The following is a 25,924-nucleotide window of genomic DNA, read 5'->3' as shown; positions in this document are numbered from 1 at the left end:
CGGGAACCGCCCCTGTTCGCCGGGCGTCCGGCACGCTACATTCGTATCCGACCCATTCCCCGTGAAAGGCCCCGCGTGTTCGCGCTGACCATCATCCAGATCCTCCAGGTACTGCTCGACGTCATCTGGTGGATCATCTTCGTGCAGTTCATCCTGTCGCTGCTGATCGTCTTCAACGTCATCAACACCTCGAACAATTTCATCCGGTCGCTGCACTATGGCCTCGATCGGGTGACCGAGCCGATGTACCGGCCGATCCGGCGCTTGCTGCCCAATGCCGGCGGCATCGATTTCTCGCCGATGGTGGTGCTGATCCTGATCGCGATCGGTGACATCATCCTGCGCAATCTCGCGATCAGCGTCGTCAGCTCCGCGGTCGTCTAAGCCATGCCCGCGTGGCGGGTCGTCGGCGACGGGCTGGCGATCGCGATCCGGGTGACGCCGCGCGCCGGCCGCGACGCCCTGGGCGCGGGCACTGACGACCATCTCGTCGCCCGCCTCGCCGCGGCGCCGGTCGACGGCCAGGCCAATGCCGCCCTGATCGCGCTCGTCGCCAAGGCGTTCGGCCTGCCCAGACACGCCGTCACCCTGGTCGCGGGCGACACCGCACGGGTAAAGCGGCTGCACCTCGCCGGCGACGGCGCTGCGCTGGCACAAATCGCCGCCGCCCTCTAAGAGACGGGCATGACCGCTACCCTCATCGACGGCAAGGCGCGCGCGGCGCGCCTGCGAGCCGACATCGCCACCCATGTCGCGCCGTTCAAGGCCGCCACCGGCCGCGCACCGGGCCTGGCGGTGGTGCTGGTCGGCGAGGATCCGGCCAGCGCCGTCTACGTCCGCTCGAAGGGCAAGGCGACGCGCGAGGCGGGCATGGAGAGCTTCGAGCATCGCCTGCCCGTCGATACCACCTCGGAGGCGCTGCTCGCGCTGGTCCGCGACCTCAATGCCGATCCGCGCGTCGACGGCATCCTCGTCCAGCTGCCGCTGCCCGCGCATATCGACACGCAGGCGGTGCTGCTCGCGATCGATCCCGACAAGGACGTCGACGGCTTCCACCCGGTCAATGCCGGCCGGCTGGCGATCGGCGCCGCGGGCTTCGTGCCGTGCACGCCGCTCGGCTGCCTGCTGCTGCTCCAAGACATCCACCCGCAGCTCGCCGGCATGGAGGCGGTGGTGATCGGCCGCTCGAACATCGTCGGCAAGCCGATGGCGCAATTGCTGCTGCAGCAGAGCTGCACGGTGACCGTGACGCACAGCCGCACCCGCGACATCGCCGCCCATGTCCGCCGCGCCGACATCGTCGTCGCCGCGGTCGGCATCGCGCAGTTCGTGCAGGGCGATTGGATCAAGCCGGGCGCCAGCGTGATCGACGTCGGCATCAACCGGACGGAGACCGGTCTGGTCGGCGATGTCGACTTCGCCGCGGCGCAAGCGGTGGCCGGGGCGATCACGCCGGTGCCGGGCGGCGTCGGGCCGATGACGATCGCCTGCCTGATCCGCAATACCTATGTCTCCGCCTGCCGCCGCGAAGGCCGGCCCGACGGGCTGGGGACGGCATCGTGATCGAGCTGTTCGTCTCCTCGGTCATCACCTTCTTCGTCGTCATCGATCCGCTCGGCTGCGCGCCGATCTACGCCGGCCTGTCCGCCGGCGCCTCGCCGATCCACCGCCGCGCGATGGCGGTCCGCGCCGTCACCGTCTCGTCGATCATCCTGCTCGTCTTCGCGCTGGTCGGCGAGAAGCTGCTCCACGGCCTCGGCATCAGCCTGGCGAGCTTCCGCATCGCCGGCGGCATCATGCTGTTCCTGATCGCGCTCGAGATGGTGTTCGAACGCCGCACCCAGCGCCGCGAGGACCGCGCCGCCAAGGTCGCCCACGATCCGGAAGCGGACGATGTGTCGATCTTCCCGATGGCGATGCCGATGATCGCCGGGCCGGGGTCGATCGCGACGGTGATGCTGCTGATGGCGCGCAGCAACGGGCTGGAGTCGTCGCTCGTCGTGCTCGCGGCGATGGCGACGATCTTGCTGATGACGCTGCTCGCACTGCTTGCGGCGGGGCCGCTGATGCGGCTGGTCGGCACGCGGATCGAGGCGGTGATCACCCGCCTGCTCGGCGTATTGCTCGCCGCGCTGGCGGTGCAGTTCGTGATGGACGGGTTGCAGGTCAGCCTGCACTGAGTCGCCTGGCCCATGCGGTGACGGCGGCCAGCCGGAGCGCGAGCGGATGACGGCCGAGGGCAACCCCGGCTGACCAGACGAGATTTCCGTGCAGCGGCGTTCGCGCTTGTTGGCGGCCGCCCTGTTCGCCTACCATCGCCGTCGGTCGCGTGGCGCGTCGAGCCACGCGAGTCTTGGGGGAGTTGGCGATGAAGCGGGGTCTATCCGGATGCATGGCGATCGCGATGCTGCTGACGGGATGTGGCGGCGATGGCACCGGCGCGATCGCGAGTAGCGGTGGTAGCGGCGGCGGCTCCTCGCCCACGCCGACCAGCGCGGCGGGATGCAGCCTCAGGGAACGGCAGGATTGGGTCGCTTCACAGGTCCGCGAATGGTATCTGTTCCCCGACACGCTGCCGACCAGTCTCGACCCGTCCGGCTATACCACCGTCGATGCCTATCTCGACGCGCTCACCGCCACCGCACGCACGCAGGGCAAGGACCGCTATTTCAGCTATTTGACGTCGATCGCGCAGGAGAATGCGTACAATGCATCGGGGGCGACCGCGGGTTTCGGCATCCGCCTGTCGCTCGATACCAGCGCGGGCGCGCGGCTCTACGTCACCGAAGCCTTCGAGAACGGCCCGGCGCTCGCTGCGGGGATCGACCGCGGGACGGAGATCACCGCGATCGGTACCAGCAGCAGCAATCTCGTCACCGTCACCGATCTCTACGCGCAGGGTGGCACAGCGCTCAACGACGCGTTGGGTCCGTCGACCGCGGGGACGGTGCGCTACCTCCAGGTCCGCGACGCGAACGGCACGCGCACCGTTGCGGTGACCAAGAGCGACTTCAATCTGTCCGCCGTCTCGCCGCGCTACGGCGCGCAGATCATCACCGATGCCGGCCAGCAATATGGCTATATCAACCTGCGCACCTTCATCAGCGCCGCCGACCAGTCGCTGCGCGACGCCTTCGCGCGCTTCCGCGCGGCGGGGATCACGCAGGTGGTGATCGACTTCCGCTACAACGGCGGCGGCGCGCTTTCCACCGCGGAACTGATGGGCGACCTGCTCGGCGCGAACCGCTCGACGTCCGACGTGTTCGACTACGTCACTTTCCGCCCCGAAAAGGCGAGCAACAACACGACGCGCTTCTTCCAGCCGCAGCCGCAGTCGATCGCGCCGACCCGCCTCGCCTTCATCGGCACCGGCAGCACCGCCTCGGCCAGCGAGCTGGTGATCAACGCGATGATCCCGTACCTCCACGCCAATGTCGGGCTGATCGGCACCAATACCTATGGCAAGCCGGTCGGGCAGATCGCGCTCGACCGGTCGCAGTGCGACGACCGCCTGCGCCTGATTGCGCTGGCGATCCAGAACGCCAACCGGCAGGGCGGCTATTACACCGGCCTGGCCAACACGGTGGAGGCGAGCTGCCGCGCCGGCGACGACATCCGCTATCCGATGGGCGACCCGCGCGAGGCGTCGACCCGCGCCGCGCTGGACTTTCTGCAGGGCAAGAGCTGCACGCGCATCACCGCCAGCACCGGCACCGGCGTGAGCGCCCAGGCGGCGGGTGGCCGTGTGTCGCTGACGCCGTCGGCACGCGACGCCTCGCCGGCGCAGCGCGACGTGCCGGGGCTGTTCTGAGCTGGTCGACCGGGCTTCGATAGGGAGGCCCGGTCGCCCCCCTGCCCGAATTCAGGCCGTTAGGCCGTGGTGGTTGATCGCGGCACCGTCGCCGCGATAGACCGCGCCGCATGGCCGATCCCCATATGGACCCGAGCTGGCTGGACCCTCTCCGGCCGGAATTCGACAGTGCGCACATGGCGGCGCTGCGCCGCTTCCTTCAGGCGGAGAAGGCGGCGGGCAAGCGGATCTTCCCGCCCGCCGACAGCTGGTTCCGCGCGCTCGAACTGACGCCGCTGCCCGCGGTGCGCGTCGTCATCCTCGGCCAGGACCCGTATCACGGCGCCGGCCAGGCACACGGCCTCTGCTTCTCGGTCCGTCCCGGCGTCAAGACGCCGCCCAGCCTGGTCAACATCTACAAGGAATTGCAGGCGGATTGCGGCATCCCGCCGGCGCGCCACGGTTTCCTCGAACATTGGGCGCGGCAGGGCGTGCTGCTGCTCAACAGCGTGCTGACCGTCGAGGAGGGCCGTGCCGCGGCGCACCGCGAGCGCGGCTGGGAGCGGTTCACCGACACGATCATCCGCCTCGTCGCCGCCAAGCCGGAGCCGGTCGTGTTCCTGCTCTGGGGCAGCTACGCGCAGAAGAAGGCCGCATTCGTCCAGGACGTCGCGCACGGCGGCCACCATCTCGTGCTGAAGGCGCCCCACCCCTCTCCGCTATCCGCCTACACCGGCTGGTTCGGCAGCGGCCATTTCAGCAAGGCCAACGCCTTTCTCGAATCCCACGGCCGCGGCCGGATCGACTGGGCGCTGCCGCCCGTCGATGCTGAGGAAATCGTATCATGAGCGACGACGATTATGTGTTCGACGAGGATAGCGGCGAGTGGGTGCCGGCGCGCGACCTCGCGGCGAAGCAGGCGGCGGCGGCCGAGGTCGAGGTGCGCGACGCGATCGGCAACCGGCTCGCCGATGGCGATCAGGTGACGCTGATCAAGGACCTGGACGTCAAGGGCGCCGGCCAGACGCTGAAGCGGGGCACGCTGATCAAGTCGATCCGCCTGACCGGCGATCCGCAGGAGATCGACTGCAAGTTCGACGGTATCAAGGGACTGGTGCTGCGCGCGGAGTTCGTGCGCAAGCGGTGAATCTTGACATTGGACAGATAATTGTACAACTAGAGTATTATGCAGGCCGTCAGCTATTCGGAAGCGCGAGAGAATCTGAAGGCAATGATCGACAAGGTCGTCGCCGACCGCGCGCCCTTGGCAATCACCCGCCAACGCGGTGAAGGCGCAGTGCTGATTTCAGCGAGTGAATGGGCGGCGATCGAGGAGACGCTGTACTTGTTGCGCTCACCGGCCAACGCCAAACGCCTGCTGGACAGCATCGCCGAACTGGAAGCAGGCGGCGGCGAGATACACGACCTCATCCAGCCGTGAAGGTCCAGTTCTCGTCGCGATCGTGGGCCGAGTATCTCGACCTCCATGCTCATGACGCGAAGCTGTTCGCCAAACTGAATGCGCTGATCGAGGAGTGCCGGCGCCATCCGTTCAAGGGCACCGGCAAGCCGGAACCGCTGGGCGGCAACCTGTCCGGCTGGTGGTCGCGCCGGATCAACCATGAGCATCGGCTGGTGTATCGCGTCGCGGGCAGCGGCGACGAGCAGGTGCTGCAAGTGGCGCAGTGTCGGTATCATTATTGAAGCCGGCGCTCTGACCGCCGGCATCGTATTAATTCGGTTCGTTGTCGTTCACAGGGATGCGGAAGGCTTGCCCTTTAGGCTTGCAGATCCGCGTCCCGTTCCGAAGCGTGATGCACTGACGGAAGATATAGGTCTTTCCGTCGTCACGCATTGCCTTATCGGCCATGGAACGTCTCCATCAGAAGAGTGGGGGTTGACCCCTCCGTCGGAGCGTGCGATTCGAGCCCTCTCACAGGATGCTTCGCGTCGCTCCGACGGAGAAGTTTCGGGAAGGTCGGCCGTAAGGTCGGCCTTCTTCGTTTCCGGCACTGCCGGACCGGCATTTAGCTATCGCACCTCCTCTGATTCTGCGTTCCCGATCGTTCCATACGGCTAACAGCACTCGCATGCAACACTCTGGACTCCGATTTATCTTGCCTGAGTGCACTTTTTAAGACTTATTTAACCGGTATCTGCAAAGGCGAGGCCATGGATGAGTTTCTGCGTCTTGCATATGAGCGGCGGGAGCGGCTTCGGAGGGAGCTTGCCCTCGTGGAAAACCTCATAACCGAGCATGAGCGGCTGGAGTCCAGCACTCGGCGGCTAGGCTCCGATAATTATCAACTGGAGTTGGTGCCGCCATCGAGTCCAAGGCGTCGTCGTGCCGCTGTCGATAACAGCGCGCTCTTTGATGCTGCCGAACGGCTGATCCTTGCCGAGGAAAAGCCTCTCTCCAGAAGCCAGTTAATGACCCGCCTAGAGCGGGATGGCTTTGAATTTCCTGGTACCGACAAGGCTAAGGTCTTCGGGACCAACCTCTGGCGGTCACGCCGCTTCATCAGTTTGAAGGGGCTGGGTTATTGGCCGGAAGCGCATCCGCTTCCGGCCGCATATCGTGGTATCGAACAGCGATCGTCGATGCTGAAGTAGCAGAAACTACTCCGCCGCCGGCAGGTAAACCTCCCCACCCTTCTCGCGGAACGTCACGCTCATCTTCGCCATCCCCGCCTCGGCCTCCTCGGCCGCGACGAAGCTCTCTACCGGCGCATTCTGCTTCGCGGCAAAGTCCCGAACTTCCTGTGTGATCTTCATCGAGCAGAATTTCGGCCCGCACATCGAGCAGAAATGCGCGGTCTTGGCGCCTTCCGCGGGCAGCGTCTGGTCGTGATATTGCTCGGCCGTCTCCGGGTCCAACGACAGGTTGAACTGGTCGCGCCAGCGGAATTCGAAGCGGGCGCGGCTCAGCGCGTCGTCGCGCAGCTTCGCCGCCGGGTGGCCCTTGGCGAGATCGGCGGCATGGGCGGCAAGCTTATACGTCACCACGCCGACCTTGACGTCGTCGCGGTCGGGCAGGCCGAGATGCTCCTTGGGCGTGACGTAGCAGAGCATCGCCGTGCCGTACCAACCGATCATCGCCGCGCCGATGCCGCTGGTGATATGGTCGTAGCCGGGCGCGATGTCGGTGGTCAGCGGCCCGAGCGTGTAGAAGGGCGCCTCGCCGCACGCCTCCAGCTGCTTGTCCATATTCTCCTTGATCTTGTGCATCGGCACGTGGCCGGGGCCTTCGATCATCACCTGCACGTCCTGCTCCCAGGCGCGCTTGGTCAATTCGCCGAGTGTGTAGAGTTCGGCGAACTGCGCCTCGTCATTGGCGTCGGCGATCGATCCGGGGCGCAGGCCATCGCCGAGCGAATAGGCGATGTCATAGGCCTTCATGATCTCGGTGATCTCGTCGAAGCGCTCGTAGAGGAAGCTCTCCTTGTGGTGCGCCAGGCACCATTTCGCCATGATGCTGCCGCCGCGGCTGACGATGCCGGTGACGCGCTTGGCGGTCAGCGGCACGTAGGGCAGCCGCACGCCGGCATGGATGGTGAAATAGTCGACGCCCTGCTCCGCCTGCTCGATCAGCGTGTCGCGGAAGATCTCCCAGGTCAGGTCCTCGGCGATGCCGCCGACCTTCTCCAGCGCCTGATAGATCGGCACCGTGCCGATCGGCACCGGGCTGTTGCGGATGATCCATTCGCGCGTGTCGTGGATGTTGCGGCCCGTCGACAGGTCCATCACCGTGTCGGCGCCCCAGCGGATCGCCCAGACCAGCTTGTCGACTTCGGTCGCGACGTTGCTGGCGACCGCGCTGTTGCCGATATTGGCGTTGATCTTGACCAGGAAGTTGCGGCCGATCGCCATCGGCTCGGATTCGGGGTGGTTGATGTTGTTGGGGATGATCGCCCGGCCGCGCGCGACCTCGTCGCGGACGAATTCGGGGGTCACGTAATCGGGGATCGCCGCGCCGAAGCTGTTGCCGTCGCGGACATAGTCGCGGAGCATCTCGCGGCCCAGGTTCTCTCGGGTCGCGACATATTCCATCTCGGGCGTGACGATGCCGCGGCGGGCATAATGCATCTGGCTGACGTTGGCGCCGAGCTTGGCGCGCAGCGGACGGCGCACGGCATTGGGGAATTGCGGCACGCCGCCCGAACGGTCGGGGCCGAGCTGGCCATTGTCCTCCGGCCTGACCTCGCGCGCGTCGTAGCTCTCGACGTCGCCGCGCGCCTCGATCCACTGGCGGCGCAGCTGCGGCAGGCCGGCCATGATGTCGATGCGGGCGTTGGGATCGGTATAGGCGCCGCTGGTGTCATAGACGCGCAACGGCGGCTCGCCACTCGACGGATCGAGGTGGATTTCGCGCATCGCGACACCCAGCGCGCCGACGTGGATCTTCTTGGATCCCCGGATCGGGCCGGTGGTGACGCCGATCTCGGTACGGGCGGGAATGTCGGCCATGGTGCGCATCTCCTTGCTATCGCAAGGAGCGGCTTCGATGCACACCGGTCCCCCGGACCGGCTCTTCGACATCTGCGCCCTCCCTACGCCGGTGTCAGCCGGATCAGGTTCGGCGGGTCGGAGGCTCCTGCCTCCCTCTCAAGCGCGGATCGGCGCTCCCCCGGGGATGGGGCCTTGTACGCGCGTCGCGGGCGCACGCCAAATGAAAAGGGCCGCGCGGTACGGGGGCGGCCCTTCGCATCGTCGCGGCGGTAGCGCGGATCAGCCGTTGCTGGCCGAGGTGCGGATGTTGCCGTTGATCCCGCTCGGGAAGAAGCCGCCCGAGCTGACCTGCGCCTTGTTGAGGTAGACGATGTTGAGCACCTGGCCGGTCGAGCGGCTGAAGGCGATCGCATTACTGTCCGCCGGCGTGATGTTCGCCACGGAAGCGGTGCCGATATCCTGGTCGAGCGTGGTCGATCCGTCCAGGCTGTCCCGTGCCTTGCTGATCGCCGTCGCGCTGGCGAAGATCGCGGTGGCGTCGACGCCCTTGCGGTACAGCACCGAGCGGATCAGCCCGGCATGATAGGCCTCCGCCGCCAGGATGCCGGCCGCCGCCTCGAGATAGATCTTGCTGTTGATCAGCGGCGAGGCGCCCTTGTAGGCGGTGACGCCGACGTCCTCGAGCAGGAAGGCGGCGAGCAGGAAGTTGACGTCGTTGGCATAGGGATTGAACGTGTCGTTCGGCCCGGCGAGACCGGCGGCGCGCGCCGCCAGGGTGAAGGCGCCGGTCGCGTCGCCGCCGATGTTGATCGCCGGCATCGCCACCTGCGCGCCGTTGAGCGCGCTGCGCAGGAAGTTGACGTGTGCCGCCTCGTCCGCTGCGATCTCACGTGCATATTGCGCGACCAGATCGTCGCTGAAGGTCACCTTGGCGCCGCCGGTGACGGTGCCGAGGGTGCCGACGCCGGTCGTCGACGTCGCGGCAAGACCGGTGCCGTACGCGGCATAGCTGTAGAATTGCGCCTCGAGATATTCGAGGTTGAGCGCGAAATTGAGCACGTCGATGTCGGAGGCGGCACTGGTCGCGGACGGCGTCGGCGTCGGCGTGTTACCGGTGCTGCTGCCACCGCAGGCGGCGAGCAGCGACAGGCCGCCGGTCGCCGCAGCAGCGCCGCCGGCATAGCGCAGGAAGGTGCGGCGTTCGGCGCGGCGGGCTTCGATCGCATCCAGCACGGCGTTGGTCGAGAAGTCGGTCATTGCGATTACTCCACTGTGCCGGTCGTCAGGCCGAAGCCGCGCTGGTCTTGATCGTGCCGTTGACGCCGTTCGGGAAGAACCCGCCCGACGAGACCGCCGCACTGTTGAGATAGACGATATTGAGCACCTGCGCCGCCGAGCGCGAATAGGTGATGCCGTTGGCGTCGGTGGGCACGATGTTCGACACGTTGAGCGTCGTCGTCGTGCTGTCGGCATTGGTGATCGTCGTCGTCGCCGTGGCGATCCCCTGATCGATGTCGGTGCCGCCGTCGAGGCTGTCGCGCGCGTCCGATATGCCGCCTGCCCAGGTGATCAGATTGGCGTTCGGCGTCTGGATGCCCTTGCGGTACAGTTCCTGGCGGATCGTCGCGGCATGATAGGCCTCGACCGCGTGGATGCCGGCGGCCGCCTCGATATAGGTCTTGTTGGTGATCAGCGCGATTGAGCCCTTGTATGCGGTGACGCCGACATCCTCGAAGATGAAGGCGCCGAGCAGGAAGTTCTCGACGCTGGCATAGGGATCGAAGGTTTGGCCAGTGGTGATGATCTTCGCCGCCACTGCGGCCTTGGAAAAGGCGCTGTTGGGACCGACCGACAGATCGATCGTCGGCATGGCGACCGCCGACGAACCGAGCGCCGAGCGCAGGAAGGCGACGTGCGCCGCCTCGTCCGCGGCGATTTCGCGCGCGTAGCGGCCGATGATCGGATCGGCGAGGCCGCCGGACGTGCCGGCGAAATCCACCGCATGCCCGCCGGTCACCGCACCCTGCGTGCCGGTTCCGGTCAGCAGGCTGTTGTCGAGGCCGACGCCGTTGGCAGCGAAGCTGTAGAATTGCGCCTCGAGATATTCGAGGTTGAGCGCGAAGTTGAGCACGTCGGCATCGGTCAGCGTCGTGGTCTGCGCCGCCGCCTCGTTGGCCAGGCCGAGCGTCGCGGCACCCGCCGCGCCGACCGCCACCGCGCCGAGCGCGGACTTGAAGAAGGCGCGCCGTTCCTCGCGCCGCTGGGCCCGGGCGTCGAGCGCCTGAGTCAGATCCATGCTGTCGGTCATTACTCGGGTTCTCCCCTTCACGCCTGACACGGCAATGCGCCGCCGTCGCGCACTGCCGTTCCTGATCGGCGACGACACGTCAAGCCTGCTGGTCCGTCATGCCGCCGCCCCCCTCCTCCTGCGTGCATGGGTCCTCCCGCCATGGCCGGCGGGAGAACCCATCGGCGCGCGCGACCGACGGAGGGGGGAATGCCGTCGCAGGCTCCGGATGCAGGACGAATGCCGCTGAACCGACGGTGTCGGCCCGGTATCCGCTCTGCATGATGCAAGTACGCTTCGATCCGGGCAAAGGATGCCTGCGGCGACGCCCATAACGCGACCGGCCGAGCGGTCCCGCGGTGAACCGTGACGGTGCGGCCGACACGGCGGCAAGCCGCGCCGGCCCTTGGCTTAGAAGGTGTAGGCGAGGCCGACCGCGCCCAGCCACTGATTCTTCGACCCGGCGATGCGGGTCACCGGACTGTTGCCGAAATCGTTGAGCATCCGGCGATAGGTGCCGCCGGCGACCAGCTTGACGCCGTGCAGCAGATTGCCGGTCAGCGAATAGGTGCCGAGCGCGCCAACGCCCCAGTTCTTCCATCCGCCGCGCGGACTGTAGGTGGTGAAGCCGCTGGCCACGCTCTGTGCCGGCGTGATGCCGAAATAGGTCTGGGCATAGCCGCGCTCCGCCCGCTCGGCGGAGGCGAACAGGCCGACCGCCGCCTTCAGGCTGAGCGGGGTGAAATAATTCACCGTCGGTTGCCAGATGCCGGCATCGTGAACGCCGCTGACGTCGTGGCGATAGCTCACCGACACCGACAATTTGTCGTACGGGCTGGTGATCACGCCGGTCTTGCCGATGCCGACATAGCCGCCGAGCTCGATCGCGGTGTCAAGCTTGCCGAGCGCGCGGATGCGCGGATCGTCGATCTGCGACAGCGTGGTGCGGTTGAAATTGACCAGCGCGATCGGGCCGGCCTGGATATCCCATTTCGGCCCCGGCGGGTTGGGGATCAGGTCGACGCTGACCCGATTGCCGGCGAGCGTGAAGGCGAAGCCCTTGACCGAGCCGATCGCCGCCGGCGCGCCGGTCCAGCGATAATGGTTCGAGCCTTCGTAATCGGGCAGGTAGACCGCGACGACACCGGCGGTGACCGTGTCGCGATCGAGGTCGATGTCCGCCGCCGGCTGCGTCACCGCCCCGGTATCGGCGGGGGGCAGCTGGGTATCCTGCGCGAAGGCAGGCGTGGACAGCAGGGCGAGAAGCGCCGCGGGCGCGATCAGCAAACGGGACAAGACCCAAACTCCGGTATGTTACGGCCGCGAAACGCCGCGACACACCGGAACGATCCCGTCCTTTTGACTAGAGGATGTAGCGCATCCGTATCTGTTGCCGATCTGCATCACTCGCGATGGTGAAGCGCGCCGCGGCAAAGCGGGGCGCACCGAAGCGGATCGGCGGATTGCGCGAGAAGCCGAAGCCTTCGCGCGGGATGCCGGCGATCGTGTCGAGCTTGGCGTTGCCATTCTCGTCATGGATCACCGCGATCGCATAGCTGCCACGCGGCAGGCCTTCGAAGGTGAGGGCATGGACGCCGGCGGACACCGAACGGGTCACCGCATCGGCATCGTCGACGCAGGCGGGGAAATTGTCGGGGTCCGCGGTCAGGCAGACGCGGATCAACCCCTTGGCGGAGCGGAGCTGATCGACCGCGACGTCAAGCCGCGCGACCGGCGCCGCGCCGATCAGGCTCGCCGCCGCCATGGCGCCGCCGATCCGTGCCAGCATCCGGCGCGATCGCGTCGCGGCGGCGCGCCGCCTTGGCATGGGCCCGATCGAAATCGCCGACGCCGCGGTCGGTGCCGCACAGACGATCCCAGAAGCGGAAGTAGAGACCATAGTTACACCCGTACAACTCGTGGTGACGCTGGTGATGACTTGCCGTGATGAGCCAGCCCCCGAGCGGCCCGCGCCACATGAACTTGGGAAACACTTCCCATCCCATGTGGTTGGTCACCCCCATTACCGTCATGACGCCGAGCACGAAACCCAAAGCGCCGACGTGGATCGGAATCACGAAGACCAGTAGCGGAATTGCCACAGCGCCGGTCACCGCCTCGATCGGGTGGAAGGCCATCGCCGCCCAGGCGGTCGGCGGCCGACTGTCGTGATGCACCGCATGTGCCATGCGGAACACCGCCGGCCGATGCATCCAGCGATGCGTCCAATAGAACCAGCTGTCGTGCGCGACGAGATAGGCGAGCACCGACACCGGCACGTACCATAAGGGCCGCGCATGCACGTCGCTGTAGATCCGCGTCCAACCATGATGCTGCCAGCCCCAGGCGACGATCCCGGCCGGAATGCCGTAGATCGCCGCGGAGGCAAGGCTCCAGCCGATCTCGCGGCGCATCTGCGTATCGAGGCCATGGTACAGGCCCGGATGCCGTACCCGCGTCGCGGCGGCGAACGCGCCCGAGACGATCAGATACCGGACGCCGACGATCGCCGTCATCGCCAGCGCGGAGAGGAGCAGGACGAGCATGCGCCGCTTCTACAGCAACCGCCCCGACAAGTCGCGTTCGATCGCGAGCCGGCGGGGCCGGGGCAAGGCGCCGCGTCGATCCCCCGCCCCCAGGCGGATCACCGTTCCAGCACGACGACGGTGCGATCGTGATAGGCCGCGTCGCGTATCGGCCGATAGCCGACCCTATCGGCGAGGCGCAGCGAGGCGGCGTTGTCGGGTGCGATGATGCACGTCGTCCGGGCGATGCGTCCCGCATCACACCAACCGAGCACCGCGTCGAGCGCCTCGTGCGCCAATCCGCGACCATGGACCTCAGAGGCCATGACCCAGCCCATTTCCGGTACGGCGAGTGGCGGCACGAGGTCGCGACGCGATTCCAGCAACCCGACCTCGCCGATCACCCGGTCGCCGGCGCGGTTCCGCACCACCCACGATCCATAGCCGAACATCGTCCAGGTGCCGACCGAGCGGAGCAGGCGGATCCACACCTCTTCGCGCGGGCGCGGACGGCCGCCGATGCCGCCGAACACCGCCGGGTCGAGCCACATCGCCGCCAGCGCATCAAGGTCGTCGCCGCGATGGCCTTCCAGGACCAGACGCGGCGTGTCGAGTCGGGGCGCATGGCTCATGACCGAAAGATGTCCGCTCGGGCCCGATCTGTCGAGGGACGGCGGATAGGAAAAGGGGGCCGCGGCATGCCGCAGCCCCCCTTCGATCAGCCGGCCCGTATGCAGGCGGCGGGATCAGCCGTCGTAATCGGCGCCCAGATTCTGGTTGCGGGGCGGTGCCGCCGCGGTCAGGCGCAGCGCCTCGGCCGAGGCCGACAGCGATCCGATCGCATCCGCCTCGTCCTCGTCGTCGATCTGGACGCGCTGCAGGCTGCCGACCACCGATTCCTCGAGCTGGTCGGGACGCACCGTCTCCTCGGCGATCTCGCGCAGCGCGACCACTGGATTCTTGTCGCGATCGCGGTCGAGCGTCAGCTCGGCGCCGCCCGAAATCTGTCGCGCGCGCTGCGCGGCGAACAGCACGAGATCGAAGCGGTTGGGGACCTTGTCGACGCAATCCTCGACGGTGACGCGCGCCATGGACGCTTTCCTTCGCAAGTTTCGATGATGGAAAGCGTGCCCGTTAGCAGCGCCGGCCGGCGAAGTCAAAGAAACCGCGTTCAGGCCGGTTTCCAGCAGGGCGCGAGCGCAGCAAGCCGCGTGTCGACCCAGGCGGCGAGCGGCGTGTCGAGGTTCGATTCGAACGTGGTCAGGCCGCCCATGTCGCCATAGCTCGCCTCGACCGTCACGCTATAGCCCACGCCATCGAGGACGATGTCGGTGGGGCTGTCGGGCGACACCGCGTGCGGCATCGGCATCGCCTCGACGTCCGCCGGCAGTCGCGCCGCGGCGGGACAGGCCCGCGAATCGGTCAGGAACGTGTGCGTCGCGACGTGTCCGCCGCCCCGGTTCCTACGGATCAGGCGGAGGCGATCGATGGGATGCCGCCCCGCCACGTCGCCGACGGTGGTACGGACCACCACCACCTCCTCGCTCGGCCCGCTCAGGGCGGGGCTGCGCCCGATCCGCAACCAGGGATGGTCGAACCCCGCCGCGTTGGGTACGGCCGCCTGCACCATCATCGCGATCAGCATCGTTGATCTCCCACCCTCGCCTTGCCGGGACCCGCACCATGGCCGATCCGCCCGACGCTCCCGACGCCCAGCCAATCTTCACCGTCGACGGCAACCGACTGACCCTGCTCGACACCGGGCCGCGCCGGCTCGACGCGCTGCTCGCGCTGATCGACGGCGCGCGATCCTCGCTGCGCATCCTCTATTACATCTATGCCGACGATGCGACCGGACGGCGGGTCAATGCCGCGCTGATCGCCGCCGCACGGCGCGGCGTACGCGTCGCGTTGATCGTCGACGGCTTCGGCAGCCACGACGATCCCGCCTTCTTCGCGCCGCTACGCGACGTCGGCATTTCGGTTTGCCGCTTCCTGCCGCGCTTCGGCCGTCGCTATCTGTTGCGCAACCACCAGAAGCTCGCGCTCGCCGATGCGGAAGGCAGCGCGCGGATCATCGTCGGCGGCTTCAACGTCGAGGACGATTATTTCGGCACCCCCGCCGATCAGGCGTGGCGCGATCTCGGCCTGCTGGTCGAGGGACCGGCGGCGGCGCGGCTGGCCGGCTATTTCGACGCGCTGCACGACTGGACGCAGCAGGATCGCGGCAAGCTGCGCCACCTCAACCGGGCGCTGGCGCGCTGGAGCGAGACGAGCGGGCCGATCCGCTGGCTGATCGGCGGGCCGACGCGGCGGCTGTCGCCTTGGGCGCGCGCCGTCCGCCACGACATGCGCCATGGCCGGCACATCGACATCATCGCCGCCTATTTCACCCCGTCGCCGACGATGCTGCGCCGGCTCGACCGCGCCGGCCGCCGCCAGGCGACGGTGCGGATCGTCACCGCCGCCAAGTCGGACAATCAGGCGACGATCGCCGCGGCGCGCTTCACCTACGCCGGCCTGCTGCGCAAACAGGTCGCGATCTACGAATATCAGCCGACCAAATTGCACACCAAACTCTACGTGATCGACGACGCGGTCTATGTCGGCTCCGCCAATTTCGACATGCGCAGCCTGTTCATCAACCTCGAGCTGATGCTCCGGATCGAGGATGCGGCCTTCGCCGACCATGTCCGGGGCTATGTCGACGGCGAGGTCGCGCGATCCGAGGCGATCACCCCCGACCGGTATCGTGCCGCGACCGGCTGGTTCCAGCGGCTGCGCCAGTTCGGCGCCTATCTGTTGATCGCGGTGGTCGATCCGTCGCTGTCGCGCGGCCTCAACTTCGGCATCGACGAGGACTGACGCGCCTCACCGTCCCAGCGCGGCGACCTCCGCCCGCTCGGCCTCGGGGATCAGCGCTTCCAGCACCGTCCAATAGCCGGTCACCGCCTCGCGGCCGGCAGCGGCATAGGCCTCGGCCATCCGGTCGCGCTGTTCGGCGTAGAGCTCCGCCTCCAGCGCCTCGCCCGCCGGGGTCAGCCACAGCAGCCGGCTGCGCCGGTCCTGCTCGTCCTGCCGCAAGTCGACCAGCCCGCGATCCAGCAGGTCGCGCATCACGCGGCTCAGCGACTGTTTGGTGATGCCGAGCAGCGCCAGCAGGTCGCGCACGCTGATCTCCGGCCGCCGCCCGACGAAGTAGAGCATGCGATGGTGGGCGCGACCAAGCCCGCGTTCGGCGAGCTTGCAATCCGCCGCACGCACGAAGCGCGCGTGCGCGATCATCATCAATTCCATGCCGCGCCGGATCGCGGCGTCGTGCAGGAACAAGGCGGGCCGTTCGACAAGTCCATCCATAACGGACGGATAACACTGATCTAGGGCAGAATGAAATCCAGCAATACTGACGGAAAAAAGGACCGGATCAGCCCTTCCACGCCCAATACAATTGCGCCGGCGGCACGTTCCACCATTCCATGTCGTGATCGATGTTGGCGAAATGGGGGGTCAGGAAGTCCTTCACCTTGGGCGAGAACTGATAGACCAGGAAGGCGCCGCCGGTGCGGATCACGCGCTGCGTCGCCGCCGCAATCGCCGGGCCGACGCCGGCCGGCAGGGTCGAGAAGGGCAAGCCCGACAGCACATAGTCCGCCTGCTCATGGCCGTGTTCCCGGACGATCCGCTCCACGTCCGCCGCCGAACCGTGCACCGCGACGAAGCGGGAATCGGTAATCGTATGGTCGAGATAGCGGATGAAGTCGGCATTGGTGTCGATCGCGATCAGCATCGCGTCGGGCGCCATCCGCTCCAGGATTGGGCGGCAGAAGGTGCCGACGCCGGGGCCGTATTCGACGAACAGCTTGCACGCCGACCAGTCGACCGGGCCCAGCATCTTGCGGATCAGCCGGTCCGACGACGGGATGATCGATCCGACCATCACCGGATGCTTCAGGAAGCCCTGGAAGAACATCGTCACGGGACTGGGAACACCCGCCGGGCGGGTACGCGAGCGCCGGGCGGCGGTGATCGGACTGTTCATCGGCTTCCTTGGTCTCGTAGAAGGTCCCGGGCGACGCGGGCGAGGCGAAACCTTCCGTTGCCACGAATTTGAAACACGTTGCAAGACCACAGGTTGCGCCGGGCTCAACCGCGGCGTCGCCCGATCGAGGGGAAATGATGATGGACGAGCGGCGGGGGCAGGTCGCGGTGATCTTCGTATCGCGCCGCAACGGCCTGGACGAACAGGGTTATCGTCTGGCCGCCGAGAGGATGGAGACGCTCGCCGCGGCGCAGCCCGGCTATCGCGGCGTCGACGGCGTGCGCGACGCCGCCGGTCACGGCATCACGGTCAGTTATTGGGCGGACGAGGCGGCGGCGATCGCCTGGCGCGACCATCCCGATCATATGGCGACGCGCGCGGCGGGGCGGCAGCGCTGGTATGACGATTATACCGTCACCGTCGCCTCGGTGACGCGCAGCTATCGCGGACCGGCGATCGCCCGCCATGCCCTCCCGGCCGGGGAGGGCGACAGCGACCTTTAGCCGTCCTTGCGCTGCGGAAAGGCGAAGCCGATCGGCTGGATCGCGGCGGCATCCTGTTTGATGCGCGCGGCAATCTCGGCGTAATCCTTCTCCATCTCCGGCGTCACGCTCGCCCGCGCCTCGCCCAGCGCCTCCTCGAAGTCGCCCTGATACACCTCGCGCGCGTTGACCGAGCGGCGCAACGCGATCAGGCCGGCGCGGCGCACGACGTCCTCGAGATCAGCGCCGGTGAACCGATCGGTCCGTGCCGCGATCGCGTCGAGGTCGACGTCGCCGGCCAGCGGCATCTTCTGCGTCTGGATTTCGAGGATGCGCCGCCGCCCGTCCTGCGACGGCACGCCGACATAGATCAGCTCGTCGAACCGCCCCGGCCGCAGCAGCGCGGGATCGACCAGGTTCGGGCGATTGGTCGCGCCGATCACCACCACCGACTGCAGCTCCTCGAGCCCGTCCATCTCGGCGAGGATCGTGTTGACCACCCGCTCGGTCACCTGCGGTTCGCCCAGCCCGCCGCCACGCGCCGGCACCAGCGAATCGAGCTCGTCGATGAAGATCACCGTCGGTGCGACCTGCCGCGCGCGCTGGAACAGGCGGGCGATCTGCTGCTCGCTCTCGCCATACCATTTGGACAACAGGTCGCTCGACTTGGTGGCGATGAAATTCGCCTCCGCCTCGCGCGCCACCGCCTTGGCGAGCAACGTCTTGCCGGTGCCCGGCGGCCCGTAGAGCAGGAAGCCCTTGGCCGGACGGATGCCAAGGCGGCGGAACGCGTCGGGATTCTTGAGCGGCAGCTCGACGCCTTCCTTCAGCCGCTCCTGCGCCTTGTCGAGACCGCCGACATCCTCCCAGCGGACGCGCGGTGCCTCGACCATCACCTCGCGCATCGCGCTCGGCTGGACGCGTTTCAGCGCCTCGAGGAAATCCTCGCGCGTCACCGACAGCGTATCGAGCACCTCGGCCGGGATCGTCCGCTCCTCGAGGTTGAGGCGCGGCATGATCCGCCGCACCGCCTCGATCGCCGCCTCGCGGGTCAGCGCCGCGAGGTCGGCACCGACGAAACCATAGGTGGTACGCGCCAGTTCGGCGAGGTCGACCTTGTCGCCGAGCGGCATGCCGCGGGTGTGGATGCCGAGGATCTCGCGCCGGCCGCGCTCGTCCGGCACGCCGACGACGATCTCGCGGTCGAACCGGCCCGGCCGACGCAGCGCCTCGTCGATCGCCTCGGGCCGGTTGGTCGCCGCGATCACCACCAGATTGGCGCGCGCCTCTAGCCCGTCCATCAGCGTCAGCAGCTGCGCGACGACCCGCTTCTCCGCCTCACCCTGCACATTGCCGCGCTTGGGCGCGATCGAATCGATCTCGTCGATGAAGACGATCGACGGCGCGCTCTTCGCCGCTTCCTCGAAGATCTCGCGCAGCCGCCCTTCCGACTCGCCATAGGCCGAACCCATGATCTCCGGCCCGTTGATCAGGAAGAATTGCGCGTCCGATTCGTTGGCGACAGCGCGGGCAAGGCGCGTCTTGCCGGTGCCCGGCGGGCCGTAGAGCAACAGGCCCTTGGGCGGCTCGACGCCCAGCCGCTCGAACAATTCGGGGTAGCGCAGCGGCAACTCGACCATTTCGCGCAGCTGATCGATGGTCGACGCCATGCCGCCGATATCGTCATAGGTGACGTCGGCGCGGCGGGCGTCGCGCGGCTCCTCATATTCGGGCCGCAGCTCGATTTCGGTATTCTCGTCGATATGGACGACACCCTTGGGGCTCGCCGATACGACGCTCAGCCGGATCTCCTGCAGCGCATAGGCCGGGGCGTTCATGAACTGCTGGATGCCCGGCGGCATGTTGGTGACGCGCTGCTGTCCGGCGGTGGCGACGATGTCGCCTTGGCACAACGGCCGGCCGAAGAAGGTGCGCTTCAGCGCGGTGGTCGATCCCTGCAGCCGCAGATTCTGCTGCGCCGGAGCGAAGACGACGCGCGTCGCGGGCTTTGACTCGGCCTTGCGCACCTCGACGAAATCGCCCGCGCCGACGCCGGCATTGGCGCGCTGCAGACCGTCGATGCGCAACACGTCGATCCCCTCGTCCTCCGGATAGGGACCGACCGCGCGGGCCGGCGTCGACTGTTTGCCGACGATCTCGATCACGTCGCCTTCGCCGATGCCCAGCGCCGCCATCAGGCTGCGCGGCACATGCGCGAGACCCCGGCCCGAATCCTCGGGGCGGCTGTTCGCCACCTGGATCTTGCGCTGGAGGGTTTCGGCGTCGGCCATGAGCAGTCCTTTGTCTCGCGAGCGGTTCGAAGCGCGCGAGGTAGGAAGCCGGTTCCGCGGATGCGAGCCCCCGCGTGCTCGCCGCGAACCGCGGCCGGCAGGCGTGTCGGACAAAAAAAGGGCCGCGTCCCGAAGGAGCGGCCCGTGAAAGTTTTAGGAGAGGATGCCTGAAAGGCCCGCTCCGTTTGCCGTCCGTGTGCTCATGTTGCAAGTGCGAAGAAAGCCACTTATGATTGCATCTGTTGCAATCGCGGTTAGCAAAGTGTTGCTACGCCGCGGCCGGGAGGATGTCGGAAGGAATGCGCAGGCTGCCGCCACTGGGGGCGATCGAAGCCTTCGTTCAGGTTTCGCGGCTCGGCTCGGTCAAGGCCGCAGCCGCCGAACTGGCCTTGTCCGCACCGGCGTTGAGCCGCCGCGTCCAGTCGCTCGAGCGGTTCGTCGATCGGCCCCTGTTCGAACGGCGCCATCAGGCGATGGTCCTCAACACGGATGGCGAACGGCTGCTCGGACAGCTTGCGCCGCTGCTCGATGCGCTGTCGGACGCGGTCGAGACGCTGACCGGCACCACGGAGGTGCTGCGCCTGCGCCTCGGCGTGCTGCCGCTCTATGCATCGCAACGACTGTTCCCGCACCTCGGCGGCTTGCGCGCGGCGCATCCGGAACTGCATCTCGACATCGACACCGCCGGTCATGGCATCGCGCGTCTCGGCGAAGGGCTCGACGCGGTGATCGCGCTGGCGCGGGAGATCGATCCCTCGCTTTATGCCAAGCGGCTCGATCGCAATTCCGTCTATGTGATCGGCGCGCGGACCTTGCTCGACGGCCCGAATCCCGTCACCCGGCCGGAACAGCTCGCCCGGCTGACCGCGCTGATCCATCGCGAGATGCCGGAGACGATCTCTGCCTGGCGGGACGCGATCGGCATTTCCGATGTCGAGCCGCTTGCCACCGACTATTTCGATTCGGGCGTGCTGATGCTGGAGGCGGCGGCGCAGGGGCTTGGCGTCGCCTTCATGCACGAAAGCCATTTCCGCAACGCCAACGACCCGCGGCTCGTCCGGCTGTTCGATATCGAGGTCGACAGCCCCTACAGCCATTGGTTCGTCTGCCGCCCCCGCGCCTTGCAACAGCGGCCGGTGCGGCTGTTCCACGATTGGCTGATCCGCACGCTGGGCGTCGAATAATCGGTCGGACGCCCCGTGGAATGGGTCACCCCGGCCGTACCGCCGGGGTGACGGGGACGCTTATTCCGCGCGTGCCTTGACGATCTTGCCCGGGTTCGCGGGCGGCTCGCCCTTGGGCAGTGCGTCGATCAGCTCCATGCCGTCGGTCACTTCGCCCCAGACGGTATATTGGCCGTCGAGGAAGCGCGCGTCGTCGAAGCAGATGAAGAACTGGCTGTTCGCCGAATTGGGATCCATCGTCCGCGCCATCGAGCAGACGCCGCGCACATGCGGCTCCTTATTGAACTCCTGCTTCAGATTGGGCTTGCTCGACCCGCCGGTGCCGTCGCCGCGGCCGCCGTCGCCGCCCTGCGCCATGAAGCCGGGGATGACGCGGTGGAAGGGCACGCCGTCGTAGAAGCCCTCATTGGCCAATTCCGCGATGCGCTGCACGTGGTTCGGCGCCAGGTCGGGGCGCAGGCGGATCGTCACGTCGCCGCCGTCGAGGGTCAGCGTCAGCGTCTGGTAGTCGGTGTCGGCCATGATCGGCTCCTCTTGTTGGTGGCGGGGAGGTAGTGTCGCTTCTGCCCGCTGGCAAATCGGATACGGCAGGGTTAAGGGCGGCGACGGCGCGAACCGGAGGGAGGCGGCGATGAGCGAGCACGAACTTCCCGAGGTGGTCGACGAGGACGGCGAGACCGAACTCGACGAGGACGACCGGCTGCGCCCCGAATTCGTCGATGCGGTGCTCGACGCGGTCCGCGACCACAATGACGAGGAAGCGCGCGACCTCGTCGAGCCGCTCCACCCCGCCGACCTCGCCGACCTTTTCGAGATCGTGCCTGAGGAGGATCGCGGTCCCCTCGCCCGCGCGGTCGCCGACCAGCTGAACGGCGACGTCTTCGCGGAGATGAACGATTACGTCCGCGAGACGCTGATCGACGCGCTCGAGCCGCATCAGGTCGCGGACATCGCCAGCGCGCTCGATACCGACGACGCGGTCGCGATCATCGAGGACATGGACGAGGATGAGCAGCGCGCGGTGCTGCGCGCGCTCGATCCCGACGATCGCGCCGCGATCGAAGAGGCGCTGTCCTATCCGGAGGAATCCGCCGGCCGCCTGATGCAGCGCGAGCTGATCGCGGTGCCGGAGCATTGGACCGTCGGCAACGTCATCGACTTCCTGCGCAGTCACGAAGAGCTGACGACGGATTTCTGGGAGATCTTCGTCGTCGATGCCGGCCACCATCCGGTCGGCACCTGCCAATTGTCTTGGATCCTGCGCACGCCGCGCGGCATCGCCATGTCCGACGTGATGAAGCGCGAACAGACGCTGATTCCGGTCGACATGGACCAGGAAGAGGTCGCGCTCCGCTTCCAGAAATATGCGCTGATCTCCGCCGCCGTGGTCGACGACGACGAGCGGCTGGTCGGCATGATCACCGTCGACGACATCGTCCACATCATCCAGCAGGAAGCCGGCGAGGACGCGCTGCGCCTGTCGGGTGCGGGCGAAGGCGACATCAACGAGCCGATCCGGCTGACCGTGCGTAGCCGGATCTCGTGGCTGGTGGTCAACCTCGGCGCGACGATCCTGTCCGCCTCGGTGGTCAAATTGTTCGAGGGCGAGATCGGCCGCTTCGCGCTGCTCGCCGTGCTGATGCCGATCGTCTCCGCGCTCGGCGGCAACGCCGGCACCCAGACGCTGGCCGTGGTGGTGCGCGCGCTCGCCACCAACCAGCTGACCAGTTCCAACACGTTGCGCATGCTGTTCCGCGAGTTCCGCATCGCTCTGTGCAACGGCGGCGCGCTCGGCATGGTCGGCGCGGTCGGCAGCTACGTCATCTTCGGCAATGTGCAACTGTCGCTGGTCTTCGCACTGGCGATGATGATCAACAGCCTCGTCGCCGGGCTGGTCGGCGTGATCGTGCCGGTCGCGCTCGACAAGGCGAACGTCGATCCCGCCGTGTCGAGCGCGGTGTTCGTGACCACCGCGACCGACGTGATGGGCTTCTTCTCGTTCCTCGGCCTCGCCACCCTATGGGGCCTGGGCGGCTAAGCCGCGACGCCGGCCTCGACTGGTTTCCGAGCTGGCGCAGCGGCTTGCCAGCCCCCGTCCGCCGCCCCACATCCGCCCGTCATGGCCCTTCACCTTACCAAGGTCGCGTTCGGCGCGGCGAGCGTCGACCATCTCGCCGAACGATTGAGCCTGCGCGCGCAAGACGGCCCCGTCGTCCTGACCACGCGCTACCTGCCCAAGCGGCACGAGGAGGTGGCGGGCCAGGGCTCGCTGTTCTGGATCCTCAAGCATCAGCTCGTCGCGCGTTCGCCGATCCTCGGCTTTGGCGAGGCAGAGGGCGGCCGCGTCGCGATCCACATCGATCCGGCGCTGGTGCTGGTGCAGTCCCGCCCCAAGCGCGCGCACCAGGGCTGGCGCTATCTGGAAGCCGCCGACGCCCCCGCCGACCTCGGCGGCGACGCGACCGGGCTGGCTGCCCTGCCCCCGGCATTGGTCGGCAAGCTGACCGAACTCGCGCTGATCTGACTGGCTGCCAGCCCGATCGGATACCGGCCTAGTCGCCGGTCCCGCATTGGACGGTGCCCGACGGCTGACCGACCAGCCGGCACTTCGGCTTGCCTGCGACGGTCACGCTGCCCAGTCCGGCGTTCGATACCTGCGCCGAATAGCGCGCGCGCGCGGCGATCTGACCGAGCCCCTGATGGGTCGCGATCAGGTCGCCGACGTCGAGCTTCGCCGCGTCGATCGCGCCCGCCCCGCTCGCGGTCAGCCGGGCGGCGCCGGCGCGCCCGGCAAGCGCGATCCGCCCGTCGCCGACCAGTTGCGCGTTGAGCTGGTCGGCCTGCACCGCGTCGACGGTCAGGGCGCCGCCGCCGCCGACCGCCAGCTCGATCCGCGGCCCCTGCATCCGCGTCACCGTCACCTCCGCGCCGCCGGCGACCGACGCGGCGACCAGCGCCGGCGTCGACAGCTTGATCGTCACCGGCGCCGACGCCGTCGTGCCGCGCTCGCCCCATTGATTGAGGCTGGTGCGCCGGATCACCAGCGTGCCGCCCTCGGCGCGCAGGTCGACGCCATTGCCGTCGTCACCCGCGATCGTCGCCGCGGGCGAGGCGCCGGTGGTGATCGCCACCCGATACGCGCCCTCGATCCGTACCCGGTCGAAGCTGCCGACGCCGATCCGCCGCGTCTCGGCGGCGGCCGGGGCCAGCGCGGGAACGATCAGGGCGAGTGCGGCGAGCGGACGGATCATAACGCCTGCCTCGCATCCGGGCCGCGTTCCGGCAAGGCCCGGATCAGCGGCCGCAGCGGACCTCGCCCGAACCCTTTTTGTCGACCTGGCAGCGCGCCGCGGCGCCCAGGTCGACGTCGCCCGATCCGCTCATCGTGACGCGCGCCTCGCCCGTCACCGCGGCGCGGACGTCGCCCGATCCGCGCAGCGCGACATCCGCCCGCTGCGCCTTCAGCCCGGCGGCGTCGAAGGCGCCCGAACCGGCCACCGATACCGTGAGCTGCTGCACCGCGCCGGCGGCATGGACGTCGCCCGATCCGCGGATATCCACCTCGGCGCGATTGCTGGTCAGCGCGGCGATGTCGAGGTCGCCCGATCCCTTGATGTCGGCGGTGAAGCTGCCGCCCTCGATCCGGTCGACCGTCATCGTCCCCGATCCGCTCAGCGTCGCCGCGGTCAGCCGCGGCATCGTCACGAAGACCTTGGCGCCCTTGTTGCCCCAGCTGATCAGCGCCCGCTCGTGCCGGTCGATGCGCAACGTGTCGCCGTCGCGCACGATGCGCAAGCTGTCGAGCTCCTGGGCAGGCCCTTCCGCGCGCACCGAGAAGCCGGTGCCGACCCGCACGTCGACGTCGTCGGCGCCCGCCAGGTCGATGCCGCTGAAATCGGTGACCGTATAGGTGCGTGTCGTGCCGCCGCCGCTCGCCGCGACCTCGTCACCGCCGTGCCGGTCCTTGGAACAGCCGGCCAGCGCACCCGCCAGCATCAGGATCGCGATCGTCCGCACGTCTCATCTCCCCATGTGTATTGCCATAATAATACACATGGGGAGCGTCGGCAAGGGCAACCGGTCAGCCGCCGCAGCGCACCTTGCCGCTGCCCATCTTGCTGACGTGGCACCGGGATTGCGGCCCTAGGTCGACGTTGCCGCTGCCGACCATCGACACGTCCGCGCTGCCGGCGACGGTGGCGCGCACGCTGCCCGACCCCGCCATCGACACGCTGGCGCGGGCGGCGCGCAGGTTCGGCGCGGCGATGTTGCCCGACCCGCCCAGGTTCGCCTCCAGCTGCTCGACCGCGCCCGCCGCATGGACCGACCCCGATCCGCCCAGATTGATCTCGGCGGTGCGGACGCGCAGATCGTTGACGTCGATGTTGCCCGATCCGCCCAGATTGGCCTCCAGCGCATTGCCGCTGACCCGGTCGACCAGCAGGCGGCCCGATCCGCCCAGCGACAATTTCGCGACGGCCGGCATGGTGACGTGGACGGTGATCTGCCGCTCGAGCGGATCGCTGCGTCGCCCCTCGTAGCGCTGCCCGACGATCAGGTCGCGGCCCTTGCGCTCGACGCGGAAGTTGGCGAACGCCGCCGCCGGCCCCTCCGCGCGCACCGACCAGCCGCTGCCGGTGCGGACGTCGACATTCGCGGCGCCGTCCAGCGCGACGCCGTCGAAGTCGCGGGCCTGGTAGACCAACGTGTTGCCCTGCCGCTGCGCCGGCAGGCCGGGGCCGCGATCGCGCTCATAGGCGGCGGCGGCAGTAAGCGGCACCGCCGCGATGAGGAGCAGGGTCAGGCCACGCATCGTCCGAAATCCTCCGTCTGTTATATCTTCATAATACACAACGGATTACGCCCGTAAACGAAAA

Annotated in this window: 31 protein-coding genes and 1 riboswitch; of the genes, 15 read left to right on the top strand and 16 right to left on the bottom strand. The window is 67.8% G+C overall.

Annotated elements, in window-relative coordinates:
• Positions 1-75: 75 nt before the first annotated feature.
• The 10 genes from ACU5AX_RS10810 (at position 76) to ACU5AX_RS10765 (ending at position 6,403) form a co-directional block, all read left to right on the top strand.
• On the top strand, positions 76-384 hold the full coding sequence (locus ACU5AX_RS10810) for a YggT family protein (protein ID WP_332837970.1): 309 nt from the start codon (positions 76-78) through the stop codon (positions 382-384).
• Between the two features lie 3 nt (positions 385-387).
• A complete protein-coding gene (locus ACU5AX_RS10805) occupies positions 388-675 on the top strand; it encodes a DUF167 domain-containing protein (RefSeq protein WP_446690885.1) in 288 nt (95 codons plus the stop codon).
• Between the two features lie 9 nt (positions 676-684).
• The gene (gene folD / locus ACU5AX_RS10800; RefSeq protein ID WP_446690884.1) at positions 685-1,563 is read left to right on the top strand and encodes a bifunctional methylenetetrahydrofolate dehydrogenase/methenyltetrahydrofolate cyclohydrolase FolD; all 879 of its coding nucleotides are present in this window, start codon (positions 685-687) and stop codon (positions 1,561-1,563) included.
• Positions 1,560-2,180 (top strand): MarC family protein, encoded by a 621-nt coding sequence (locus ACU5AX_RS10795; protein WP_446690883.1) that lies wholly within the window; start codon positions 1,560-1,562, stop codon positions 2,178-2,180. The genes folD and ACU5AX_RS10795 overlap by 4 nt, the downstream gene beginning before the upstream one ends.
• A gap of 212 nt (positions 2,181-2,392) precedes the next feature.
• Complete coding sequence (locus ACU5AX_RS10790) at positions 2,393-3,811, top strand: S41 family peptidase (RefSeq protein WP_446690882.1); 1,419 nt, start codon at positions 2,393-2,395, stop codon at positions 3,809-3,811.
• Between the two features lie 110 nt (positions 3,812-3,921).
• Positions 3,922-4,638 carry a uracil-DNA glycosylase gene (gene ung, locus ACU5AX_RS10785; RefSeq protein ID WP_198353892.1) on the top strand — a complete coding sequence of 239 codons (717 nt, stop codon included), beginning with the start codon at positions 3,922-3,924 and terminating at the stop codon, positions 4,636-4,638.
• Entirely contained in the window at positions 4,635-4,937 is a 303-nt protein-coding gene (locus ACU5AX_RS10780) for an alkylphosphonate utilization protein (protein ID WP_446690881.1), read from the top strand. The genes ung and ACU5AX_RS10780 overlap by 4 nt, the downstream gene beginning before the upstream one ends.
• A gap of 39 nt (positions 4,938-4,976) precedes the next feature.
• Positions 4,977-5,231, top strand: a complete 255-nt coding sequence (locus ACU5AX_RS10775; RefSeq protein ID WP_446690880.1) for a type II toxin-antitoxin system Phd/YefM family antitoxin — start codon at positions 4,977-4,979, stop codon at positions 5,229-5,231.
• Complete coding sequence (locus ACU5AX_RS10770) at positions 5,228-5,494, top strand: Txe/YoeB family addiction module toxin (protein ID WP_446690879.1); 267 nt, start codon at positions 5,228-5,230, stop codon at positions 5,492-5,494. The genes ACU5AX_RS10775 and ACU5AX_RS10770 overlap by 4 nt, the downstream gene beginning before the upstream one ends.
• Before the next feature lie 468 nt (positions 5,495-5,962).
• Positions 5,963-6,403: a hypothetical protein gene (locus ACU5AX_RS10765; protein WP_446690878.1), complete on the top strand. Its 441-nt coding sequence runs from the start codon at positions 5,963-5,965 to the stop codon at positions 6,401-6,403.
• A gap of 6 nt (positions 6,404-6,409) precedes the next feature.
• Here ACU5AX_RS10765 and thiC read toward each other — a convergent pair whose 3' ends face one another.
• The 9 genes from thiC to ACU5AX_RS10720 form a co-directional block, all read right to left on the bottom strand.
• Complete coding sequence (gene thiC / locus ACU5AX_RS10760) at positions 6,410-8,257, bottom strand: phosphomethylpyrimidine synthase ThiC (RefSeq protein ID WP_446690877.1); 1,848 nt, start codon at positions 8,255-8,257, stop codon at positions 6,410-6,412.
• Positions 8,258-8,320: 63 nt separating this feature from the next.
• Positions 8,321-8,428, bottom strand: a riboswitch (TPP riboswitch).
• Positions 8,429-8,518: 90 nt separating this feature from the next.
• The gene (locus ACU5AX_RS10755) at positions 8,519-9,496 is read right to left on the bottom strand and encodes a ferritin-like domain-containing protein (RefSeq protein WP_446690876.1); all 978 of its coding nucleotides are present in this window, start codon (positions 9,494-9,496) and stop codon (positions 8,519-8,521) included.
• 25 nt (positions 9,497-9,521) lie between these two features.
• Entirely contained in the window at positions 9,522-10,547 is a 1,026-nt protein-coding gene (locus ACU5AX_RS10750; RefSeq protein ID WP_446690875.1) for a ferritin-like domain-containing protein, read from the bottom strand.
• Between the two features lie 390 nt (positions 10,548-10,937).
• Positions 10,938-11,822, bottom strand: a complete 885-nt coding sequence (locus ACU5AX_RS10745; protein WP_446690874.1) for a MipA/OmpV family protein — start codon at positions 11,820-11,822, stop codon at positions 10,938-10,940.
• A 67-nt stretch (positions 11,823-11,889) separates the two neighbouring features.
• The gene (locus tag ACU5AX_RS10740) at positions 11,890-12,315 is read right to left on the bottom strand and encodes a DUF2141 domain-containing protein (protein WP_198353885.1); all 426 of its coding nucleotides are present in this window, start codon (positions 12,313-12,315) and stop codon (positions 11,890-11,892) included.
• Positions 12,245-13,072, bottom strand: coding sequence for a sterol desaturase family protein (locus tag ACU5AX_RS10735; protein ID WP_446690873.1), 828 nt, complete (start codon positions 13,070-13,072; stop codon positions 12,245-12,247). Before ACU5AX_RS10735 ends, ACU5AX_RS10740 begins: the two co-directional genes overlap by 71 nt.
• A 98-nt stretch (positions 13,073-13,170) precedes the next feature.
• The gene (locus ACU5AX_RS10730) at positions 13,171-13,683 is read right to left on the bottom strand and encodes a GNAT family N-acetyltransferase (RefSeq protein ID WP_198353883.1); all 513 of its coding nucleotides are present in this window, start codon (positions 13,681-13,683) and stop codon (positions 13,171-13,173) included.
• A 114-nt stretch (positions 13,684-13,797) separates the two neighbouring features.
• The gene (gene rpoZ, locus ACU5AX_RS10725; protein WP_198353882.1) at positions 13,798-14,142 is read right to left on the bottom strand and encodes a DNA-directed RNA polymerase subunit omega; all 345 of its coding nucleotides are present in this window, start codon (positions 14,140-14,142) and stop codon (positions 13,798-13,800) included.
• A gap of 80 nt (positions 14,143-14,222) precedes the next feature.
• On the bottom strand, positions 14,223-14,696 hold the full coding sequence (locus ACU5AX_RS10720; RefSeq protein ID WP_446690872.1) for a hypothetical protein: 474 nt from the start codon (positions 14,694-14,696) through the stop codon (positions 14,223-14,225).
• 38 nt (positions 14,697-14,734) lie between these two features.
• Between ACU5AX_RS10720 and ACU5AX_RS10715 the strand changes: the two genes are divergently transcribed.
• Positions 14,735-15,916 (top strand): phospholipase D-like domain-containing protein, encoded by a 1,182-nt coding sequence (locus tag ACU5AX_RS10715; RefSeq protein WP_446690871.1) that lies wholly within the window; start codon positions 14,735-14,737, stop codon positions 15,914-15,916.
• Between the two features lie 6 nt (positions 15,917-15,922).
• Here the strand turns inward: ACU5AX_RS10715 and ACU5AX_RS10710 are convergent, their stop codons facing one another.
• Both ACU5AX_RS10710 and ACU5AX_RS10705 read right to left on the bottom strand, forming a co-directional pair.
• Complete coding sequence (locus ACU5AX_RS10710; RefSeq protein ID WP_446690870.1) at positions 15,923-16,408, bottom strand: MarR family winged helix-turn-helix transcriptional regulator; 486 nt, start codon at positions 16,406-16,408, stop codon at positions 15,923-15,925.
• Positions 16,409-16,475: 67 nt separating this feature from the next.
• Positions 16,476-17,090: a class I SAM-dependent methyltransferase gene (locus tag ACU5AX_RS10705; protein WP_446690869.1), complete on the bottom strand. Its 615-nt coding sequence runs from the start codon at positions 17,088-17,090 to the stop codon at positions 16,476-16,478.
• Between the two features lie 134 nt (positions 17,091-17,224).
• Here ACU5AX_RS10705 and ACU5AX_RS10700 point away from each other — a divergent pair, with 134 nt between their 5' ends.
• Positions 17,225-17,593: an antibiotic biosynthesis monooxygenase family protein gene (locus tag ACU5AX_RS10700; protein WP_446690868.1), complete on the top strand. Its 369-nt coding sequence runs from the start codon at positions 17,225-17,227 to the stop codon at positions 17,591-17,593.
• Here the strand turns inward: ACU5AX_RS10700 and ACU5AX_RS10695 are convergent.
• A complete protein-coding gene (locus tag ACU5AX_RS10695; protein WP_446690867.1) occupies positions 17,590-19,863 on the bottom strand; it encodes a CDC48 family AAA ATPase in 2,274 nt (757 codons plus the stop codon). The two genes, ACU5AX_RS10700 and ACU5AX_RS10695, sit on opposite strands and share 4 nt — an antisense overlap.
• A gap of 299 nt (positions 19,864-20,162) precedes the next feature.
• Here ACU5AX_RS10695 and ACU5AX_RS10690 point away from each other — a divergent pair, with 299 nt between their 5' ends.
• Positions 20,163-21,047, top strand: a complete 885-nt coding sequence (locus ACU5AX_RS10690) for a LysR substrate-binding domain-containing protein (protein WP_198353876.1) — start codon at positions 20,163-20,165, stop codon at positions 21,045-21,047.
• Positions 21,048-21,107: 60 nt separating this feature from the next.
• On the opposite strand, the gene ACU5AX_RS10685 is transcribed toward ACU5AX_RS10690, so the two are convergent.
• Positions 21,108-21,569, bottom strand: coding sequence for a peptidylprolyl isomerase (locus ACU5AX_RS10685; RefSeq protein ID WP_446690866.1), 462 nt, complete (start codon positions 21,567-21,569; stop codon positions 21,108-21,110).
• Positions 21,570-21,678: 109 nt separating this feature from the next.
• Between ACU5AX_RS10685 and mgtE the strand changes: the two genes are divergently transcribed.
• Together mgtE and ACU5AX_RS10675 are read left to right on the top strand one after the other, a co-directional pair.
• The gene (gene mgtE, locus ACU5AX_RS10680) at positions 21,679-23,085 is read left to right on the top strand and encodes a magnesium transporter (protein ID WP_446690865.1); all 1,407 of its coding nucleotides are present in this window, start codon (positions 21,679-21,681) and stop codon (positions 23,083-23,085) included.
• Between the two features lie 81 nt (positions 23,086-23,166).
• Positions 23,167-23,571 carry a DUF1489 family protein gene (locus ACU5AX_RS10675; RefSeq protein ID WP_446690864.1) on the top strand — a complete coding sequence of 135 codons (405 nt, stop codon included), beginning with the start codon at positions 23,167-23,169 and terminating at the stop codon, positions 23,569-23,571.
• Between the two features lie 28 nt (positions 23,572-23,599).
• Here ACU5AX_RS10675 and ACU5AX_RS10670 read toward each other — a convergent pair whose 3' ends face one another.
• From ACU5AX_RS10670 to ACU5AX_RS10660, 3 genes are all read right to left on the bottom strand, one after another.
• Complete coding sequence (locus ACU5AX_RS10670; RefSeq protein ID WP_446690863.1) at positions 23,600-24,298, bottom strand: GIN domain-containing protein; 699 nt, start codon at positions 24,296-24,298, stop codon at positions 23,600-23,602.
• A 43-nt stretch (positions 24,299-24,341) separates the two neighbouring features.
• Complete coding sequence (locus tag ACU5AX_RS10665; RefSeq protein ID WP_446690862.1) at positions 24,342-25,064, bottom strand: head GIN domain-containing protein; 723 nt, start codon at positions 25,062-25,064, stop codon at positions 24,342-24,344.
• A gap of 64 nt (positions 25,065-25,128) precedes the next feature.
• A complete protein-coding gene (locus ACU5AX_RS10660) occupies positions 25,129-25,860 on the bottom strand; it encodes a head GIN domain-containing protein (RefSeq protein WP_446690861.1) in 732 nt (243 codons plus the stop codon).
• Between the last annotated feature and the right edge of the window lie 64 nt (positions 25,861-25,924).

It is taken from the genome of Sphingomonas benefaciens (assembly GCF_052907485.1).
The sequence above is the reverse complement of the archived record's forward strand: the minus strand, read 5'-3'. Positions and strand labels throughout refer to the sequence as shown.

What these genes read in the sequence shown, in the direction of transcription:
- ACU5AX_RS10670 (WP_446690863.1), bottom strand. Translation starts at nt 24,298, where the DNA reads ATGATCCGTCCGCTCGCCGCACTCGCCCTGATCGTTCCCGCGCTGGCC.
- ACU5AX_RS10705 (WP_446690869.1), bottom strand. Translation starts at nt 17,090, where the DNA reads ATGAACAGTCCGATCACCGCCGCCCGGCGCTCGCGTACCCGCCCGGCG.
- ACU5AX_RS10715 (WP_446690871.1), top strand. Translation starts at nt 14,735, where the DNA reads ATGGCCGATCCGCCCGACGCTCCCGACGCCCAGCCAATCTTCACCGTC.
- ACU5AX_RS10695 (WP_446690867.1), bottom strand. Translation starts at nt 19,863, where the DNA reads ATGGCCGACGCCGAAACCCTCCAGCGCAAGATCCAGGTGGCGAACAGC.
- ACU5AX_RS10765 (WP_446690878.1), top strand. Translation starts at nt 5,963, where the DNA reads ATGGATGAGTTTCTGCGTCTTGCATATGAGCGGCGGGAGCGGCTTCGG.
- thiC (WP_446690877.1), bottom strand. Translation starts at nt 8,257, where the DNA reads ATGGCCGACATTCCCGCCCGTACCGAGATCGGCGTCACCACCGGCCCG.
- ACU5AX_RS10675 (WP_446690864.1), top strand. Translation starts at nt 23,167, where the DNA reads ATGGCCCTTCACCTTACCAAGGTCGCGTTCGGCGCGGCGAGCGTCGAC.
- ACU5AX_RS10700 (WP_446690868.1), top strand. Translation starts at nt 17,225, where the DNA reads ATGATGATGGACGAGCGGCGGGGGCAGGTCGCGGTGATCTTCGTATCG.
- ACU5AX_RS10755 (WP_446690876.1), bottom strand. Translation starts at nt 9,496, where the DNA reads ATGACCGACTTCTCGACCAACGCCGTGCTGGATGCGATCGAAGCCCGC.
- ACU5AX_RS10690 (WP_198353876.1), top strand. Translation starts at nt 20,163, where the DNA reads ATGCGCAGGCTGCCGCCACTGGGGGCGATCGAAGCCTTCGTTCAGGTT.
- ACU5AX_RS10790 (WP_446690882.1), top strand. Translation starts at nt 2,393, where the DNA reads ATGGCGATCGCGATGCTGCTGACGGGATGTGGCGGCGATGGCACCGGC.
- folD (WP_446690884.1), top strand. Translation starts at nt 685, where the DNA reads ATGACCGCTACCCTCATCGACGGCAAGGCGCGCGCGGCGCGCCTGCGA.
- rpoZ (WP_198353882.1), bottom strand. Translation starts at nt 14,142, where the DNA reads ATGGCGCGCGTCACCGTCGAGGATTGCGTCGACAAGGTCCCCAACCGC.
- mgtE (WP_446690865.1), top strand. Translation starts at nt 21,679, where the DNA reads ATGAGCGAGCACGAACTTCCCGAGGTGGTCGACGAGGACGGCGAGACC.
- ACU5AX_RS10685 (WP_446690866.1), bottom strand. Translation starts at nt 21,569, where the DNA reads ATGGCCGACACCGACTACCAGACGCTGACGCTGACCCTCGACGGCGGC.
- ACU5AX_RS10775 (WP_446690880.1), top strand. Translation starts at nt 4,977, where the DNA reads ATGCAGGCCGTCAGCTATTCGGAAGCGCGAGAGAATCTGAAGGCAATG.
- ACU5AX_RS10735 (WP_446690873.1), bottom strand. Translation starts at nt 13,072, where the DNA reads ATGCTCGTCCTGCTCCTCTCCGCGCTGGCGATGACGGCGATCGTCGGC.
- ACU5AX_RS10750 (WP_446690875.1), bottom strand. Translation starts at nt 10,547, where the DNA reads ATGACCGACAGCATGGATCTGACTCAGGCGCTCGACGCCCGGGCCCAG.
- ACU5AX_RS10740 (WP_198353885.1), bottom strand. Translation starts at nt 12,315, where the DNA reads ATGCTGGCACGGATCGGCGGCGCCATGGCGGCGGCGAGCCTGATCGGC.
- ACU5AX_RS10805 (WP_446690885.1), top strand. Translation starts at nt 388, where the DNA reads ATGCCCGCGTGGCGGGTCGTCGGCGACGGGCTGGCGATCGCGATCCGG.
- ACU5AX_RS10730 (WP_198353883.1), bottom strand. Translation starts at nt 13,683, where the DNA reads ATGAGCCATGCGCCCCGACTCGACACGCCGCGTCTGGTCCTGGAAGGC.
- ACU5AX_RS10660 (WP_446690861.1), bottom strand. Translation starts at nt 25,860, where the DNA reads ATGCGTGGCCTGACCCTGCTCCTCATCGCGGCGGTGCCGCTTACTGCC.
- ung (WP_198353892.1), top strand. Translation starts at nt 3,922, where the DNA reads ATGGCCGATCCCCATATGGACCCGAGCTGGCTGGACCCTCTCCGGCCG.
- ACU5AX_RS10720 (WP_446690872.1), bottom strand. Translation starts at nt 14,696, where the DNA reads ATGCTGATCGCGATGATGGTGCAGGCGGCCGTACCCAACGCGGCGGGG.
- ACU5AX_RS10780 (WP_446690881.1), top strand. Translation starts at nt 4,635, where the DNA reads ATGAGCGACGACGATTATGTGTTCGACGAGGATAGCGGCGAGTGGGTG.
- ACU5AX_RS10710 (WP_446690870.1), bottom strand. Translation starts at nt 16,408, where the DNA reads ATGGATGGACTTGTCGAACGGCCCGCCTTGTTCCTGCACGACGCCGCG.